The 15,641-nt window shown below is 70.4% G+C and carries 17 protein-coding genes, 2 pseudogenes and 1 riboswitch; of the genes and pseudogenes, 6 read left to right on the forward strand and 13 right to left on the reverse strand.

Features of this window, described 5'->3' with window-relative positions; translation table 11 throughout:
* Positions 1-20: 20 nt before the first annotated feature.
* The 9 genes and pseudogenes from ACIQ7Q_RS27565 to ACIQ7Q_RS27605 form a co-directional block, all read right to left on the reverse strand.
* Positions 21-899: an ABC transporter ATP-binding protein gene (locus tag ACIQ7Q_RS27565; protein WP_403867593.1), complete on the reverse strand. Its 879-nt coding sequence runs from the start codon at positions 897-899 to the stop codon at positions 21-23.
* Complete coding sequence (locus ACIQ7Q_RS27570) at positions 896-1,960, reverse strand: FecCD family ABC transporter permease (RefSeq protein ID WP_403867596.1); 1,065 nt, start codon at positions 1,958-1,960, stop codon at positions 896-898. The genes ACIQ7Q_RS27565 and ACIQ7Q_RS27570 overlap by 4 nt, the downstream gene beginning before the upstream one ends.
* Positions 1,957-3,021, reverse strand: coding sequence for an ABC transporter substrate-binding protein (locus ACIQ7Q_RS27575; RefSeq protein WP_403867599.1), 1,065 nt, complete (start codon positions 3,019-3,021; stop codon positions 1,957-1,959). The genes ACIQ7Q_RS27570 and ACIQ7Q_RS27575 overlap by 4 nt, the downstream gene beginning before the upstream one ends.
* Before the next feature lie 12 nt (positions 3,022-3,033).
* Positions 3,034-3,239, reverse strand: a riboswitch (cobalamin riboswitch).
* A gap of 488 nt (positions 3,240-3,727) precedes the next feature.
* Positions 3,728-5,227, reverse strand: a complete 1,500-nt coding sequence (locus ACIQ7Q_RS27580; RefSeq protein ID WP_403867602.1) for an ABC transporter ATP-binding protein — start codon at positions 5,225-5,227, stop codon at positions 3,728-3,730.
* Positions 5,224-6,009 (reverse strand): ABC transporter permease, encoded by a 786-nt coding sequence (locus ACIQ7Q_RS27585; RefSeq protein ID WP_403867605.1) that lies wholly within the window; start codon positions 6,007-6,009, stop codon positions 5,224-5,226. Before ACIQ7Q_RS27585 ends, ACIQ7Q_RS27580 begins: the two co-directional genes overlap by 4 nt.
* The gene (locus ACIQ7Q_RS27590; protein ID WP_403867608.1) at positions 6,006-6,959 is read right to left on the reverse strand and encodes an ABC transporter permease; all 954 of its coding nucleotides are present in this window, start codon (positions 6,957-6,959) and stop codon (positions 6,006-6,008) included. Before ACIQ7Q_RS27590 ends, ACIQ7Q_RS27585 begins: the two co-directional genes overlap by 4 nt.
* Entirely contained in the window at positions 6,956-8,548 is a 1,593-nt protein-coding gene (locus ACIQ7Q_RS27595; RefSeq protein WP_403867611.1) for an ABC transporter substrate-binding protein, read from the reverse strand. Before ACIQ7Q_RS27595 ends, ACIQ7Q_RS27590 begins: the two co-directional genes overlap by 4 nt.
* Positions 8,549-8,598: 50 nt before the next feature.
* A pseudogene (locus tag ACIQ7Q_RS27600) lies at positions 8,599-9,171 on the reverse strand (methyltransferase domain-containing protein); the annotation flags it as partial.
* A pseudogene (locus ACIQ7Q_RS27605) lies at positions 9,168-9,761 on the reverse strand (carboxylate--amine ligase); the annotation flags it as partial. The pseudogenes ACIQ7Q_RS27605 and ACIQ7Q_RS27600, both read right to left, overlap by 4 nt.
* A gap of 308 nt (positions 9,762-10,069) precedes the next feature.
* Here ACIQ7Q_RS27605 and ACIQ7Q_RS27610 point away from each other — a divergent pair.
* Complete coding sequence (locus ACIQ7Q_RS27610; RefSeq protein WP_403867613.1) at positions 10,070-10,276, forward strand: hypothetical protein; 207 nt, start codon at positions 10,070-10,072, stop codon at positions 10,274-10,276.
* 277 nt (positions 10,277-10,553) lie between these two features.
* A complete protein-coding gene (locus tag ACIQ7Q_RS27615; RefSeq protein ID WP_403867616.1) occupies positions 10,554-11,105 on the forward strand; it encodes a GNAT family N-acetyltransferase in 552 nt (183 codons plus the stop codon).
* Positions 11,106-11,484: 379 nt separating this feature from the next.
* Here ACIQ7Q_RS27615 and rpsR read toward each other — a convergent pair whose 3' ends face one another.
* Genes rpsR through rpmG form a run of 4 tightly spaced genes read right to left on the reverse strand, consistent with a single transcriptional unit; the run spans position 11,485 to position 13,382 of the window.
* Positions 11,485-11,721 carry a 30S ribosomal protein S18 gene (rpsR, locus tag ACIQ7Q_RS27620; protein ID WP_403867618.1) on the reverse strand — a complete coding sequence of 79 codons (237 nt, stop codon included), beginning with the start codon at positions 11,719-11,721 and terminating at the stop codon, positions 11,485-11,487.
* A 45-nt stretch (positions 11,722-11,766) separates the two neighbouring features.
* Positions 11,767-12,921: a CobW family GTP-binding protein gene (locus ACIQ7Q_RS27625; RefSeq protein ID WP_403867621.1), complete on the reverse strand. Its 1,155-nt coding sequence runs from the start codon at positions 12,919-12,921 to the stop codon at positions 11,767-11,769.
* Entirely contained in the window at positions 12,921-13,175 is a 255-nt protein-coding gene (locus ACIQ7Q_RS27630; RefSeq protein ID WP_403867624.1) for a type B 50S ribosomal protein L31, read from the reverse strand. The genes ACIQ7Q_RS27625 and ACIQ7Q_RS27630 overlap by 1 nt, the downstream gene beginning before the upstream one ends.
* Before the next feature lie 42 nt (positions 13,176-13,217).
* Entirely contained in the window at positions 13,218-13,382 is a 165-nt protein-coding gene (rpmG, locus tag ACIQ7Q_RS27635; protein WP_398362206.1) for a 50S ribosomal protein L33, read from the reverse strand.
* 67 nt (positions 13,383-13,449) lie between these two features.
* Here rpmG and rpmB point away from each other — a divergent pair, with 67 nt between their 5' ends.
* The 4 genes from rpmB (at position 13,450) to ACIQ7Q_RS27655 (ending at position 15,582) form a co-directional block, all read left to right on the forward strand.
* Positions 13,450-13,686, forward strand: coding sequence for a 50S ribosomal protein L28 (gene rpmB / locus ACIQ7Q_RS27640; protein ID WP_403867627.1), 237 nt, complete (start codon positions 13,450-13,452; stop codon positions 13,684-13,686).
* A complete protein-coding gene (gene rpsN / locus ACIQ7Q_RS27645) occupies positions 13,686-13,991 on the forward strand; it encodes a 30S ribosomal protein S14 (protein ID WP_403867630.1) in 306 nt (101 codons plus the stop codon). Before rpmB ends, rpsN begins: the two co-directional genes overlap by 1 nt.
* A gap of 239 nt (positions 13,992-14,230) precedes the next feature.
* The gene (rpmF, locus tag ACIQ7Q_RS27650) at positions 14,231-14,401 is read left to right on the forward strand and encodes a 50S ribosomal protein L32 (protein WP_403867633.1); all 171 of its coding nucleotides are present in this window, start codon (positions 14,231-14,233) and stop codon (positions 14,399-14,401) included.
* A 5-nt stretch (positions 14,402-14,406) separates the two neighbouring features.
* Positions 14,407-15,582, forward strand: coding sequence for a GTP-binding protein (locus tag ACIQ7Q_RS27655; RefSeq protein ID WP_403867636.1), 1,176 nt, complete (start codon positions 14,407-14,409; stop codon positions 15,580-15,582).
* Positions 15,583-15,641: the final 59 nt, after the last annotated feature.

The raw sequence follows: 15,641 nt of genomic DNA on the forward strand, positions 1-15,641 counted from the left end.
CCCCCGGCCCCCGGCCGCCGTCAGTTCCCGGCCACGGTGCCCAGGAAGCGGATGTGCGGCCGGTTGCCGGGACCGGGGCGGGTGACCGCGGCGCGCACGCCGTACACGTCGGCGATCAGGGACTCGGTCAGCGTGTCGCCCGGGGAGCCGGCGGCGACCACCCTGCCCTCCCGGAGGACGACGACCTGGTCGCAGTACATGGCCGCCAGATTCAAGTCGTGCAGGGCGACGAGGCTGGTGACGGGGAGTTCGGCGATCAGGTTCAGCAGGTCGAGCTGGTGCTGGATGTCGAGGTGGTTGGTCGGTTCGTCCAGCAGTAGCTCGCGCGGCTCCTGGGCCAGGGCACGGGCGATCTGCACGCGTTGGCGCTCGCCGCCGGAGAGCGTGTGCCAGGGCTGGTCCGCGCGGTCGGTGAGGCCGGTGCGCTCCAGAGCGGTGCGTACAGCCTCCTCGTCTGCCGCGGTCGCGGGGGTCCAGGCGCGGCGGTGCGGAATGCGGCCGAGGCGTACGACATCGACAACCGTGAGCTCGACGAGCGTGTCGGCCTGCTGCTCGACGACGGCCATGCGCCGGGCCACGGCGCGGCGGCCCCAGTCGCCAAGTGGACGCCCGTCGAGGGTGACGACGCCGGAGGCGGGGGCGAGGACGCCGGACAGCAGCCGCAGCAGCGTCGACTTCCCCGAGCCGTTGGGGCCCAGCAGTCCGGTCACGGAGCCGGGCCGGGGGGTGAGGCTGACGCCGTCGAGGATCAGCCGCCCGTCGAAGGTGCGGCTCACACGGTCGGCGACGAGGGTGGGCGGCCCGGCGGACCACGCTCCGTCGAGTGCCTGCCCGGCTGTCGTCTGTCCAAGGCCGGGCGGCCGGGCACCATCGTCCCGCCGCTGCGTGCGGGTCGTCATCGCACACTCCTCGTGCGATACAGAACCAGGACGAACGCCGGAACGCCGACCAGCGAGGTCACCACGCCCACCGGCACCTCCTGGGGATCGAGGACGGTACGGGCCAGGGTGTCGGCCCAGACCAGGAACACCGCCCCGGCGAGCGCGGTGACCGGCAGCAGCCGGGCGTGCCCCGGGCCGACGAGGGCACGGGCGGCGTGCGGCAGGACCAGGCCGACGAAGCCGATCGCACCCGCCGAGCTGACCAGCGCGGCGGTCAGCAGCGCGGTCACGCACAGCAGCATCAGCCGGGTCCGGGCGACCGAGACCCCGAGGGTGGCCGCCGCGTCCTGACCGAAGGCGAAGGCGTCCAGGGTGCGCGCGTACCCCAGGCACATCAGCAGTGCGAGCGCCAGGACGGCCATGCAGAGCCCCACCTCGCTCCAGCCGGCCCCGCTGAGCGACCCGAGCAGCCAGAACAGCACGCCCCGGGTGGTCTCCGCGTCGGCCGCCGTCGTCACCACGAACGAGGTCAGGGCGGAGAACAGTTGCATCGCTGCCACGCCGGACAGCACGACCCGGTCCGTCGTCCCGCCGAGCGTGTGGCTGAGCAGCAGCACCAGTGCGAACGAGCCGACCGCACCCACGAACGCGCCGCCGGACACGGACAGGACACCGCCGCCCGCCCCGAGGACGATGACGACGACGGCGCCGGTCGACGCACCGGAGGAGACGCCCAGGACGAAGGGGTCGGCGAGGGGGTTGCGCAGCAGTGACTGCATCACCGTGCCGCACACCGCGAGTCCGGCTCCGCACACCGCGGCGAGCAGGGTACGCGGCAGCCGCAGGTTCCAGACGATGCCCTCGCGGATCGCAGTGAGATCTGTCGTGCCCCAGCCCAGATGGGAGGCGACCACGGACCAGGCGTCGCCCACACCGATGTCGGCCGGGCCGATGGTGATGGCCACGGCGACGGACGCGGCGAGCACCGCCAGCCCGCCGCCCAGGCCGGCCACGACGCGCAGCACCCGGGCGGCACCCCGCGTCGGGCGGACCGGGGAAGACCGCAGGGCGGTGGTCATCCGGCGAGTCCGTACGCGCGCAGCGCCGCGGCTACCTTCTCCACGCCCTCGACGGTACGGATCGTCGGATTCATGGCCTGCCCGCTGAGCAGCACGTACCGCTTCTTTCTCACCGCCTCCATGTTCTTCGTCGCCGGGTTCGACTCCAGGAACGCGATTTTCTTGGCGGCCGACTCGGCGGTCTGCGACTTGCGGGTGAGGTCCCCGATGACGAGCACGTCGGGATCGCGGTCGGCGACGGTCTCCCAGTTGATTTGGGGCCATTCCTGCGTGCTGTCGTCGAAGACGTTCTTCGCGCCGAGCGCGTTCGTGATGATGCCGGGCGCGCCGCAGCAGCCCGCCATGTAGGGGGACTCCTGGTTCGCGAACCAGTACAGAACGGTGGCGTTCTCGGCGCGGATCCCGGACGTGGCCTTCGTGACCCGGCTCTTCAGCCCGGCGACCAGCTTCTCGCCACGCTCCTCCACCCCGAAGACCCGGGCCAGTTCCCGCACCTCGCGGTAGACCGTCTCCATGGCCAGGGGCTTCGTCCGTGAGCCGTCACCGTCGCCGCTGTTGTCCTTGCCCTCGCAGTCGGCGGGCGACAGATACGTCGGCACGCCGAGCTCATCGAACTTCTCGCGGGTGGCCACTCCGCCCTTGCTCAAGGTGGACGCGAAGGAGGAGGCCACGAAGTCCGGTTCGGCGGCCAGGACCCTCTCGAACGACGGCTGGTTGTCGGCGAGCCGGGGCACCTTCGCGTTGGCCCGCTCCAGTCCCTTCATGACGGGGTCGGTCCAGGTCGCGGTCCCCACCATGCGGTCGGCGAGGCCGAGGGAAAGCATGATCTCGGTGGTGTCCTGGTTCAGGGACACCGCCCGCTTCGGTGGAGCCTCGACCGTCACCTTCTGTCCGCAGTTGTCGAACGTGACGGCCTGCGCGCCGCTACCGGCGGACTTCCCGGACGGGCCGGAGCCGGAGCCGCATGCGGTGAGCAGCAGCGCCCCGGCAAGGAGCAGGACGGAACAGCGGGTGGGACGTGGCAGATGCACGGTGGCGGCTTCCTCAACGTCAGGACCCATACGCGGGGCCCGTGTGGACGATCGGTTGCCAGCAGGTCTTCGGACTCGGGTTCACCCCGGCGGGACGCCTTCCCGGACCCGGCCGTGACCGTCGTCCAGTGGCTGCTGCCCCGCCCGTCACCCTCACCGCTGCGCGTCAGTTCCGGACTCCCACCGGATTCCCTGACTCGTGCACACATATGGCCGCGTTCACGAGTTCGACTGGCGTTCGGAAGTTACCACAGCCTTACTTCGGCGGCCCTGATGGGCCTCACCGTGGCAATCCTCGATGACTCGAGCGGACACCACACCCTCGCGCGGGTGCTGTCCGCGCTGCCCTCGACCAACACCGCCGGCGTCCGCCTCAGGCAGCACGCCTCGCACTGAGCGGCCCGATGCCCGACAGCATCATCCCTTTTCCGCGCCCGCCTGCCCGTGCCGGCGGGCGTTGGGGACGGCCGGTGAAAGCCCGGAGGTTGACGAAGAGTCATGGGGTCGGCGCGCACCTCTTACCTCATCGACGGTGAGGAGTCCTGGTCCCTTGGCCGACCACCGGGCGAACCTCGCCCCCGGCTGGAAGCCCAGCGCGTGCTCGCCGAGCGGGGGGGGCGGGGTACGTGTGCGGGCATTGGCCTACCCGACCGAGTCCGGTGACTTCGGCCACCGGCGCTCAGTGAGAGCAGGGGCTCCAGCCACGGAGGATGGGGCGGGCCCGGCGCTTGGAGCGCTACGCCGTGTAGGCCGCCGTGGTCGTGAATTCGTGCCGCGGTGAGGTGAGTACCTGCTGTGCCGGTCCCTGCTCGATGAGCTCGCCGGTGTCGAGTACGGCGATCCGGGAGGCAGCTGCTGCGGTGTCGAGGTCATGGGTGATGAGGATCAGGGCCAGTTCGCCACGCTCGCACAGCAGTCCGGCGAGTGTGTCGAGGAGGTCGCGTCGGGTGACCATGTCGAGCCCGGAGGTGATTTCGTCGCAGATCAACACCCGGGGGTGGGCGAGCAGGGCCCGGGCGAGTGCCGACCGTTGGAGTTCGCCGCCGGACAGCCGGCCGGGTCTGCGCTGGACCAGCTCCCCGCTGAGGCCGAGGGTGTGCAGGGTCTTCAGGGCCTCGGCCCGAGCCTCCTGCGGGTCCGTGCCGCGCAGCCGTACCGCTGTGCGCGCCACTTGGTCCAGTACCGGGCGGTGTTCGTCGAAGGCCGCCCTTGCGTCCTGGAAGACGTACTGGACCGCGGACAGTTGCTCGCGGGTCCGGGCACGCAGGCTGCGCGGGAGCGGGGTGCCGTCGAGCAGGACATCGCCCTTGTAGTCGCGGTGCAGTCCGGCCAGGCAACGGGCGAGTGTGGTCTTGCCGCTGCCGGAGCGGCCGATGACGGCCAGGCACTCGCCCGTGCGGACGGTGAGCTCAGGGGTGCGCAGCACTGCCGTGCGGGAGTGGTGCGCGGTGAGGTCACGTACCTGGAGCACGACGTGTCCTTCATGTGCCGAGGGACTGGCGCCCACCTCCCCCTCCGCTGCGAGGAGTTGGACGGTCCATGGATGCTGGGGGGCCAGCCACACCTGCTCCGCAGGTCCCGACTCCACCACGCGACCGTCACGCATGACGAGCACCTCGTCGGCAAGCGCCCGGACGACGTCAAGGTCGTGGCTGAGCAGGAGCACGGCGATGCCCTGCCGGGCGATCGTTGCCAGCTGGGCGACGATTGCTTGCTTCGTCACCACGTCCTGCCCTGTGGTCGGCTCGTCCGCGACGATCACCCTGGCGCCGAGGAGCAGTGCCTGCGCCAGGACGAAGCGCTGCTGCTGCCCGCCGGAGAGCTGGTGCGGATAGCGGCGAAGGAGGGATTCTCCGGCGGGGAGTTGAGCCAGGGAGAGCGCCTGCTCGATACGGTCCGTGGCTGCGGTCCGGCGCTCGGTCCGCGGCAGGTGCCGCACCTGGGCACGGGCGATGTCCCGGAGCAGGGCGCCGACCCGGCGCGCGGGGTTGAGGACGGCGCCCGGGTGCTGGGGTACGTACCCGACGAGTCCGTCGGACGTGTGCACGTCGCCGGACACCCTGGCACCAGGCGGGTACTCGCGGAGCAGCGCGAGGCCCGTGGTCGTCTTGCCACTGCCGGAGGCGCCGACGAGCGCGGTGACCTTACCGGGCAGGACCTGGAAGCTGACCCCGTCGACGATCGGACGGCCGCCGATCTCCACTCGCAGGTCCTTGATCTCTGCGACCGCGTTCACGCCCGCTTCCTCTTTTCCAGTACGGCGTCGAAGAGCAGGTTGCTCCCCATGGTCAGGGTGACGATCAGCAGGGCCGGGACCACTACCGCCCAGGGCTGGATGAACAGCCCCGTGCGGTTGCGGTCGACCATCACCGCCCAGTCGGCGGCATCCGGCTCCATGCCGACGCCGAGGAAGGCCGCTGTGGCCACGAGGTAGAGCACGCCCGTCAGCCGCACGCCCGTATCGGCGGCGAGTGTGCGGGCTGTGGTGCGGCCGACGTAGCCGACGGCCACGCGCCACCATGTCTCTCCCTGCATGCGCAGGGCCTCGACGGCAGGGCGTGAAGCCGCCTCGGCTGCGGCGGCGCGCACGATCCGCGCGGCATCCGGGATGTTGACCAGGGCCACCAGCAGTGACAGCCCCACAACGCCCGGCGTGAAGACGGCGGCCACCAGCAGGATCATCAGCAGCGACGGCACGGCGAGCAGCACGTCCAGGGGGCGCATCAGCAGCTCCTCGAGCCATGTCCGGTGGGTGAGCGCACTGATGAGCCCGAGGGGCAGGGCTACCAGGTAGGCCAGAGCCGTGGCGGCGAGCGCGGCAAGGACGACCGAGCGTCCGCCGAGCAGCACTTGCTGCCAGACGTCCCTGCCGACGAAATCGGTGCCGAGCCAGTGTCCGCCGCCCAGGGTGAAGGAGGGTGCTCGTGGCCCGGGGGTGCCCGCGAACAGTGGTCCGAGCAGGGCGAGGGCGAGGGGTACGCCGACGATCAACGCACCGAGCGTGACGCGTCGCTTCATGCCGCCACCTCCGCCCGGGGAGCGAGGCGGTGGGCGACGAGGTCGGCGCCGATGTTGAGGACGACGGCGGTCAGTCCGAAGACGACCGCGAGGCCCTGGATCACGGGGACATCGCGTTCCGCGACAGCGTTCATCAGTACCGTTCCCAGACCGGGGATGACATAGAGCGCCTCCACGACGATGACCCCGCACAAAAGCCAGTCGATCGTGCGGGCGAGCTGCTGGGAAGCGGGCGTGACGGCGTTGGGGAGCGCGTGCGCGTACCGGATGCGGGCGCCGGAGAGGCCGTAGCGGCGGGCCTGTGCGACATACGGTGACGCGAGCGCGTCGATCATTCCGGCGCGTACCAGGCGGGCCAGTGAGCACACCGGCCGCGACAGGAGCACGAGCACGGGGAGCACGAGCGCCGCGGGGTGGGCGAGCAGGTCGGTGCCGTAGCCGACGGCGGTCGGGGGCAGCCAGCCCAGGCGCAGGGCGAACACGGTGACCAGCAGCACGCCGAAGGCGAACTCCGGGACCGCGTACACGCCGAGCATCACCGAGCTGACGAGCCGGTCCACGAGCTTCCCCTCGTGGCGGGCGGCCAGTACACCGAGACCGAACCCGGCCGGCACCAGCAGGATCAGCGTGAGCACGGCGAGCAGCACGGTCGGCCCGAAGCCGTCCGCGATGTACGAGCTGACGGGCCGCCCCGAGGCCAGGGACGTGCCGAAGTCTCCGTGCGCCAATCCGGTGGCCCAGTCCGTCAGGCGTTCGTATGCGGGCCGGTCCAGGTGCATCGCCTCGCGGATGGCCGCGATCCGCTCCGGGTCGGGCTGGTCGCCGGCGAGGGCGACGGCGGCGTCGCCCGGCAGCGCCTCGGTGAGAGCGAAGACGAGCAGCACGACGGCTGCCGTCTGTGCCACGCCGAGCAGCAGCCGCCGGGCGACCCAGGAGCGCAGTCCGCTCACGCGAGCCAGACCTTGTCGAAGCGTGCCCAGTCGAGGGAGTTGGCGGGGGCCTTCCGCTCGACGCCCCGGACGTTGCGGGCGGTGCCGAGGATCCAGTCGGCGAAGCCCCAGATCAGGAAGCCGCCTTCGGTGTACAGGCGGCGCTGCATGCGCTCGTAGACGGCGGCTCGGTCCTTCTTGTCCTTGGTGGACTGCGCCTGCTGGTACAGGGCGTCGAAGTCCTTGTGCTGCCACTTGGTGGCGTTGGTGGTCGAACCCGTCAGCAGGCGCTGCGAGATGTGGGACTCGATGGGCATGGCGCCGGATCGGTAGGAGGCGAAGGTTCCGGAATCGAGGATGTCCTTCCAGTAGCTGTCCTTGCTGCCGGTCCTGATCTCGATGGTCACTCCGGCCTTGGCCGCCTGATCACGGAAGATCGCCGCCGCCTCGGTGAACCCGGCGGCGACGGGGGAGGTGTCGAGGGTGACCTTGAGCTTCTCGGCGCCGGCCTGCTTCAGCAGCTTGCGAGCGCGGTCGAGGTCCTGTTCGCGCTGCGGCAGGCTGCCGGCGTAGTACTCGTAGCCCTTGCCGAACAGGTCGTTGCCGACCTCACCGGCGCCGGACAGGGCGCCGGCGACCAGTTCCTTGCGGTCGGCGATCAGGAAGAACGCCTCGCGGACCCGCTTGTCGTCGAAGGGCGGCCGGTCGGTCTTCATGACGAAGCCCTGCATGGCGCTGTTGCGGAGCCGCACGATCTGGATCTGCCCCTTGTTCTCGTGCGCGCGGGCGGTGGCGGGGTTGAGCTCGTGGGCGTACTCGACCTGGCCGCCCAGCAGGGCGTTGGTGCGTGCCGATTCTTCGTCGGCGACGACGAACTCCAGCTCGTCGAGGTACGGGGCGCCGTCCCAGTAGGCGTCGTTGCGTGTGAAGACGGCGGACTTGCCGGGGGCGAAGGAGACGAAGCGGAAGGGTCCGCTGCCGACCGGCTTCTTGTCGAAGTCCTGGGTCTCCTCGGGGACGATGTACGCGCCGAACGCGGCCAGGAGGTTGGGGAATTCGGCGGTCGGGCGCTTGAGGGCGAACTCGACCGTCCGCTCGTCGAGAGCTCTGCTCGCCTTGAGGTCGATGGGTTCCAGTGACGCCTTGGCGCGGAACGCCTTCGCGGGGTCGGCGATGCGGCGGTAGCTGTGGAGGACGTCCTGGGCGGTCACCGGCTTGCCGTTGTGGAAGGTTGCCTTCCGCAGAGTGACCTTCCAGCGGTCGAGGCCTGCGTTGGGCTCCCAGGCCGAGGCAAGTCGGTGCTGAGCGGACAGGTCAGGTCCGTAGTCGGCAAGCTTGTCGAAGAGCGCCTTGGCGCGGGCGACGTCGGCGAAGAGATTGGCCAGGTGCGGGTCGAGGGTCTCGCTCGCACCGCCGCCGGCGAAGGCGGCACGAAGGCGCCCGCCTCGCTTGGGCTTGCCGTCTGACGTGGCGGGGTCGGCGGCGGTGCCGGATCCGGCGCAGCCGGTGAGTGCGAGTGCGCTGATTCCCGCTGCGGCTCCGGCGGCGGCGAGGAAGCCCCGGCGGCGAAGGCCGGGGAAGCGGGGTTCATTGACGGCGACGTCGTGCATTGCGGTGTCCTTGCTGTGCGAGCGGATGAAGTCGTGGGGGCATGTGGGGTTCAGCGGCCGTCGGTGAGGCGGCCGATGAGATGCAGCCGGTCCGAAACGGCTGTTGCGGCCGGTGGCTCCCCCTCCCGCCAGGGCGGCTCCGTGCGCGGTCCGGGCCGGTCGTAGAGGGCGAGGGCCTCGAATCCGTGAGCGTCGAGGAGGCGGCGCATTTCCTGCGGGAAGAGCAGCCGCCATGCGGAGTGCTGTTCGACGGGCGGCAGTCCGTCGTCGGACGTCCACACCCGGGTGCGGCGAAACAGTTGCGCGGTCCGGTCCACCCGCAGGGTGGTGGTGGACCGGTAGGTGGTGTTCTGCCGGGTGAAGCCGTTGACGGTCGCGGTGTCGAGCAGTTCGGTACGGCCGAGGAAGAAGGCCCCGTTGCGCATCTCTGCGGCGAGCAGCCCGCCCGGAGTCAGACTGCGGCGGCAGGAGGCCAGGAAGCTGTCGAGCTCGTTGTTGGTGTGGCAGTACAGCAGCGCGCTGTCCAGGCACACCACAGCGTCGAAAGCCCGTTCCCCCAGGTCGAATCCGCGCAGATCGGATCGGAGGTAGCCAGGGCCGCGGTGATGCGCGCGGGCCCGGGCTCGCGGCGCCGGCCTCGCGCGTTGACGGGGAAGTCAGCGAGTGACCGGTAGGCGCGGGCCAGCTCGATCTCTCGTCGACGCGTCGTACGAACATCCCGGCGCACAGGTCCACGGGCTTGAGCACAAGCGGGTAACCGAGCCCCCGCGCCCCGCTGACAGTTCCGGCCCAGTCCGCACAGACCGCGAATCGCGGACCGGGCGCTTCGGCGTCGGCAAGGGCACGGCGGTGTCGCGTCCTTGCGGCAGGCGTTCTCCACCGCCTGCGGCGCCGGGCCCGGCAGTCCCATCCGGCGGGCGATACGGGCTGCCGTGGGGAGGTAGTAGTCGCAGGAGGTGATCACCCCGTCGAAACCCAGTGCGCCGTGGGCGCGCTCGACGAAGGGCAGCAGGGCGTCGGTGTCGTTGCTGTCGGCGGTCAGCACATGCTGCGCCGCGAGCAGCGGGTGCGCGGTGCCCTCAGGGGCGGAACGCAGATAGTGGTGCAGATCACGAGTGAGGAAGGTGAACTCGTGCCCGCCCTCGCGGATCGCTCGTGGCAGCAGCCTGCTCATCGATCCGACCCAGCTCTCGACCATCAGCAGATGGGCCACAGCTTCCCTTCTCGGAACGCAGTTGGAGGCATGACGCGTCGGCGGCACCGTCCAGGACGGCCCGGCTTGACGACGGCCACGTTATCGACAATCGTTTTCATTGTCAGCTGAATGCCCGTCGATTCTCTGAATGCGAGACCCGTGACTCCCGCTGCCCGCCCCGGGTGCGCTGTGCGCCCTCGTGGCCACCACCGACGCCCTGGCCCCGGCCGCATCCGTGCAGGCCACCGCCCCGGCTCCACCCCTTCGTTTCGGCGCCTGCCCGGAGTCCGTGCCGGCTCCGCCGGCGCCCTGCGGGTGGAGGGCGGATGAGCGTCCTGCTCGAAGGGCGACACCCGGACGGCAAGCACATCCGCATCGCCGTCTCACCCATACGCGCCTCGGGACCGCCCGAGGAGCGACGCGGCATCCGGATGGTGAACCCCGGCGGGCCGGCGCCGGCCCTCACCTGGGCCGCGCGGCACGTAGCGCGCTTCGGCCTGGGAGGCGGCGCCGGCCAGGTCCGCGATGCCTGACGGAAGGCGCGCCAACGACTCGCCGCCCACCCCGTGAACGGCTTCGGTCCGGCCGCATTCGACCGTGCCGGGTACTGGGCCTCGGTTGCGCCGAACGCTGGGTGGGACGTGCGGCAGGCAGCCACGCCTACGTGCACCACGGCAACGCGGAACCGCTGCGTCCCACCGCCCCCTTCGACAGCGCCGCGCCACGCACTACGGAACCTCCCGGCGACCGACGTGCACTGCACCGACCTGGCCTGCCGACCCTGAGCCCCTGACCACAAGGAGATTGATCATGACCGACGCCCCACACCCCTCGTACACCGTCCGCCCCGCCACGACAGCCGATGCGGAGGGCGCGCGCCGCGTCATGCTCGACACCTTCTACCAGGACTTCGGCTACGGCTACGTTCCCGCGTGGCACCGGGACGTCATCGACATCGAGGGCAGCTACTTGGACGACCCACGGCATCTGCTCCTGGTGGCCGTGCACGACGGTGAGGTGGTGGCCACAACCGCAGTGCGGTCGACGGGCCCGGCACACCCGCCCCACCCGCGATGGCTCGCCGAACGCTATCCGTCCGGGACGACCGCGCAGATCGTCCGTGTGTACGTCAGGACCGAGCACCGGCGGCACGGTCTGGCACGGACCCTGGTACGCATGGCCTGTGACTTCGCCGCCACGACTCCCGGCTACGACAGCATCTACCTGCACACCAACACCCATGTGCGGGGCGCCGAAGCCTTCTGGCGCAGCATGGCGAAGGAGGTCTTCGACGCCCGGACCACGGGCGAGCACGGACCGGGTGTCGCAACGGTGCACTTCGAGATCCCGATGTCCTCCTGAACGCGAACGAGCTCACGGACAGCGGAGCGTCCTTGTGGAGCCACGGCGCTCGCAAGGACTTGGGGAAGCGGTCGCTCTTCCTCCGGCCGCGGCTGCCGTGGCGCGGGTGCGGACCGCTCAGGCGCCGTACCGGGCGAGCGCCCAGCTGCTGCGCCGGGAGGGCAGGAGGGCGGCCCGGCGGCTGCCATGAGACCGGCGGGCCGTCCCGCCCCGGGCGACGACCCGGGGCGTGGGCCGTTCGTCCGGACGCACGAGAAAGGCGCCTGACCCGGGTCGTCGCCCGTCAGGCGCCTTTGGCTCGCCCTGCTCCGAGCAGGGCCTGATGACGTCATACCTCTGGTTGACGCGGCCGTTGTCGTAGGCCTCCGTCGTGCACGAGCTAGCGGTCGGAGTAGGGCAGCAGTGCCATCTCGCGTGCGTTCTTGATGGCGGTGGCGAGTTGGCGTTGCTGCTGGGCGGTGATGCGGGTGACGCGACGGCTGCGGATCTTGCCGCGGTCGGAGATGAACTTCCGCAGCAGGTCGGTGTCCTTGTAGTCGATGTACGTGATCCGGGCCGCGTCCAGGGGGTTGGGGCGGGACTTCACCGGCTTGCGGGGATCGTGACGGCGGGCCATGAGTGTTCCTTCTTCGGTTCGGGTTGGTGTCCGGTGCCGGGGGGATTACGAGACGGGGTCGAGGAGCGAGTCGAACGCGGCGGGCAGGTGCTTCCACGCCTCGGGCCCGGCGGCGTACTCGTCGTCGGTGAGCAGGCAGGACTCGAGAAGCTGTGCCAGGCCGTCGCGGTCGAGGCCGGGTGAGGTGAAGACGAGGTGCTGGCAGCAGTCGCCGTGCTCCGGGTGCCAGTCCAGTGAGGCAGCGGCTCGGCGTACGGCGGGCACCAAGTCCCAGGCGGCGTCCGGGAGGGAAGCCAGCCACGGGCCGGCGTTCTCCACGCACAGCGCCCCGCCTGCCGCGTCCCAGGCAAGCAAGGTGTCCGGGCGGTCGGCGAGCCAGAACCGGCCACGGCTGCGCGCGGCGCTGCAGCAGAGGTCTTCCAGCGCCTGATAGAGGCGTTCGGGGTGGAAGGGGCGGCGGCGGTGCCAGACAAGCGTGGTGACTCCCGCTTCGTCCGCCTCCTGGGGCAGCAGGGCGCATGCCGGGTGCTGGGCGGCCGCCGCCGCTTCCACGTCGAAGCCGGCGAAGGCCAGTTCGGCGAGTTCACCGGATCCGGCGGGCACCCGGCGTGCGGTGGGGTGCAGTTGGGCCAGGAGTGCACGGTCCTCGTCGTCGGCGTCATCGCTGTCGACGAGAGCGAGGACGGGGGCGTACTCGAGCTGGCGGGCCCAGGTGTCGCCGACAGTGCGCTGGTCGGTCGAGGCCGCGGCAAGTCCGACCTCGGCGAGGTCGTCGCCGTTGGCGAGGTAGGGCAGCACAAGTGCGGGGTCGACCGCTGTGATCACGTTGGCGAGGATCAGATCGTCGCCGCCGTGCGCGGCGACGACCTCGGCCATCGCCTTGGGCTCGACCGAATCCCACAGCTCCACGATCGCGAGCCGGGTCAGCCCACTGTCGGCCAGGCGCTCCAGCTCGGGGACGAGGTCCTCGCGCAGCGCGCAGCAGGCGCAGTCGTTGACCAGCGGTGTCTCGCCGCAGGACAGCTCGCCGGAGGCGTCCCGGACGCTGCGCCGCACGGTGCCGGCCGCCGCGGTGGCCAGGTCGTGATGGAGGGCGACGCTGCCGGGGACGGAGCGCAGCAGGCGGTCGACGACCTCCTTGCGGGCGTCGGAATGGAGCCCGCCGACGATGACGACGGGCAGTAGGGGCTTGTCCTGCATCAGTTCGCTCCGCCGCGGCCGTAACGGCGCTCGAATCGCTCGACGCGGCCTGCCGTGTCCAGGACGCGGGCGGTGCCGGTGTAGAAGGGATGGCTCACGTTCGAGATCTCGACGTCCACAACGGGGTAGGTGTTGCCGTCCTCCCACTCGATGGACTTGTCACTGGACATGGTGGAGCGGGTGAGGAAGGCGGAGCCGGCGGCCTTGTCGCGGAAGACGACCGGGCCGTACGGGGGGTGGATTCCGGGCTTCATGGTGATGTCCTTCTGGGCTGGTCGGGGTCAGGGGCGGTGCGGTCAGCGTTCTTCGCGGAAGTCGACGTGCCTGCGGGCGATCGGGTCGAACTTGCGCAGGACCATGCGGTCGGGATCGTTCCGCCGGTTCTTGCGGGTGACGTAGGTGTAGCCGGTTCCCGCGGTGGAGCGGAGCTTGATGACCGGGCGTACTTCGTTGCGAGCCATGGGGCTAGTATATGACAATGGTTTCCATTACCAACAAGTCCCCGTCTGAAGAGAGGCAGGTAACACCTTGTCCGCCCACTGCCAACTGACCGGCGCCCAGCCGGGCTTCGGCAACAACATCTCCCACTCGCACCGGCGCACATCCCGGCGCTTCGACCCCAACATCCAGCGCAAGCGGTACTGGCTGCCGAGCGAGGGCAGGCATGTACGCCTGACGCTCAGCACCAAGGCGATCAAGGCGATCGACGTCATCGGCATCGAGGCCGCGGTCGCCCGCATCCGGGCGCGGGGAGGGAAGGTCTGATGGCCAAGCAGAGCAAGATCGCGCAGAACGAGAAGCGCAAAGCGATCGTCGAGCGGTACGCGGCCCGGCGCGCCGAGCTGAAGGAGATCATCCGGCTTCCGTCGTCGACTGATGCCGAACGTCGGGCCGCCATGGAGGAGTTGCGCCGCCAGCCGCGCAACGCCAGCGCGACCCGGATCCGCAACCGCGACAGTGTGGACGGTCGCCCCCGCGGGCATCTGCGCAAATTCGGGCTCTCCCGGGTCCGCATGCGTGAGCAGGCGCACGCCGGATTCCTTCCCGGAGTCACCAAGTCGTCCTGGTGACAGCACCGCCTGACCGCACCGCCTGACCGCACCGCCTGACGGCGGGCCGTCGCAACTGGCCGTGACCTCCGGCGGGGTCACGGCCAGAAGCCTGCCCGCGGCCGCGCAGGGCGCGCTGCGCCCTCCAAGGGTGCGACCGGATCCCGCGGCTCCTGATGCCCGTGGCGATCCGGGGAAAATTGAAAACGAAACCCATTCCCATGTAACCTCACACAGCCCCACCAGAGAGGACCCGAACAATGGCCGTTCCCAAGCGGAAGATGTCCCGCAGCAACACCCGCCACCGCCGTGCCCAGTGGAAGGCCGTCACGCCGCAGCTCGTGCCCATCACGGTCGACGGCGTCGCCTATCTGGTGCCGCAGCGGCTGGCCAAGGCGTACCAGCGCGGTCTGCTGCGCCCCGAAGGCTGACGCGCATGCCCGAGCGACTGCCTGTCACTGTCCTGTCCGGATTCCTCGGGGCGGGCAAGACCACCCTGCTCAACCATGTGCTGAGCAACCGCGAGGGACTGCGCGTCGCGGTCATCGTCAACGACATGAGCGAGATCAACATCGACGCGGCACTGGTGCGCGGCAGCGAGGCCGCCCTCTCGCGGACCGAGGAACGTCTCGTCGAGATGACCAACGGGTGCATCTGCTGCACCCTGCGCGACGACCTGCTCGAGGAGGTCGACCGGCTCGCTCGCGAGGACCGGTTCGACTACCTGCTCATCGAGTCCAGCGGCATCTCCGAACCCATGCCGGTGGCCGCCACCTTCGCCTTCCCCCGCGACGACGGCGCCACCCTCGGTGATCTGGCCCGCCTCGACACCATGGTCACGGTCGTCGACGCCGCAAACTTCCTGCCGGAACTGGCAGGCGGGGACGGGCTCGTGGAGCGGGGGCTCGACCAGTACGAGGACGACGAACGGACCGTCAGCGACCTGCTGATGGACCAGATCGAGTTCGCCGACGTGATCGTGCTCAACAAGCTCGACCTCGTCGATGCGGAGAGCGCCGACCGGCTCCGTGCCACGCTCACGCGTCTCAACCCGGTGGCGCGGATCGTGCCCGCCACACAGGGGCGCGTCAACCTCACAGATGTGCTGGGTACCGGGCTGTTCGATCTGGAGCGTGCCCAGCAGGCCCCGGGCTGGGTCATGGAACTCAACGGTGATCACGTCCCGGAGACCGAGGAGTACGGCATCTCCAGCACGGTCTTCCGCTCCGAGCGGCCCTTCCATCCCGGCCGGCTCTGGCAGTTCGTCACCGAGGAACTCGACAGCGGCATGTACGGGCAGATCCTGCGCTCCAAGGGCTTCTTCTGGCTGGCCAACCGCCCCCAGGTGACCGGCCTGTGGTCCCAGGCCGGCTCCGTCGCCCGCTTCGAGCCCTCCGGCGCCCGGGACACGGACACCACCCAGGGCCAGGAACTGGTCTTCATCGGCACCGGCCTGCACGTCCAGGCTCTTCACTCCGCATTGGCCGCCTGCCTGTTGGCGGAAGACGAAAGCACCCCGGCCATCGATCCGTTCCCCGCGTGGGACACCTACGGAATCGACGACGCCTGCGAACACGAGCACGAGCAACCCGAGCTCGTGGCGCAGGGGTGAGGACTCCGGGTTGGGCAGTGGTCGCAGCCACGGCACTGCCCAACCCGGTTGGTGGACCG

The sequence above is a fragment of the Streptomyces sp. NPDC096176 genome (genome assembly GCF_044763255.1).
Lineage (GTDB): Bacteria > Actinomycetota > Actinomycetes > Streptomycetales > Streptomycetaceae > Streptomyces.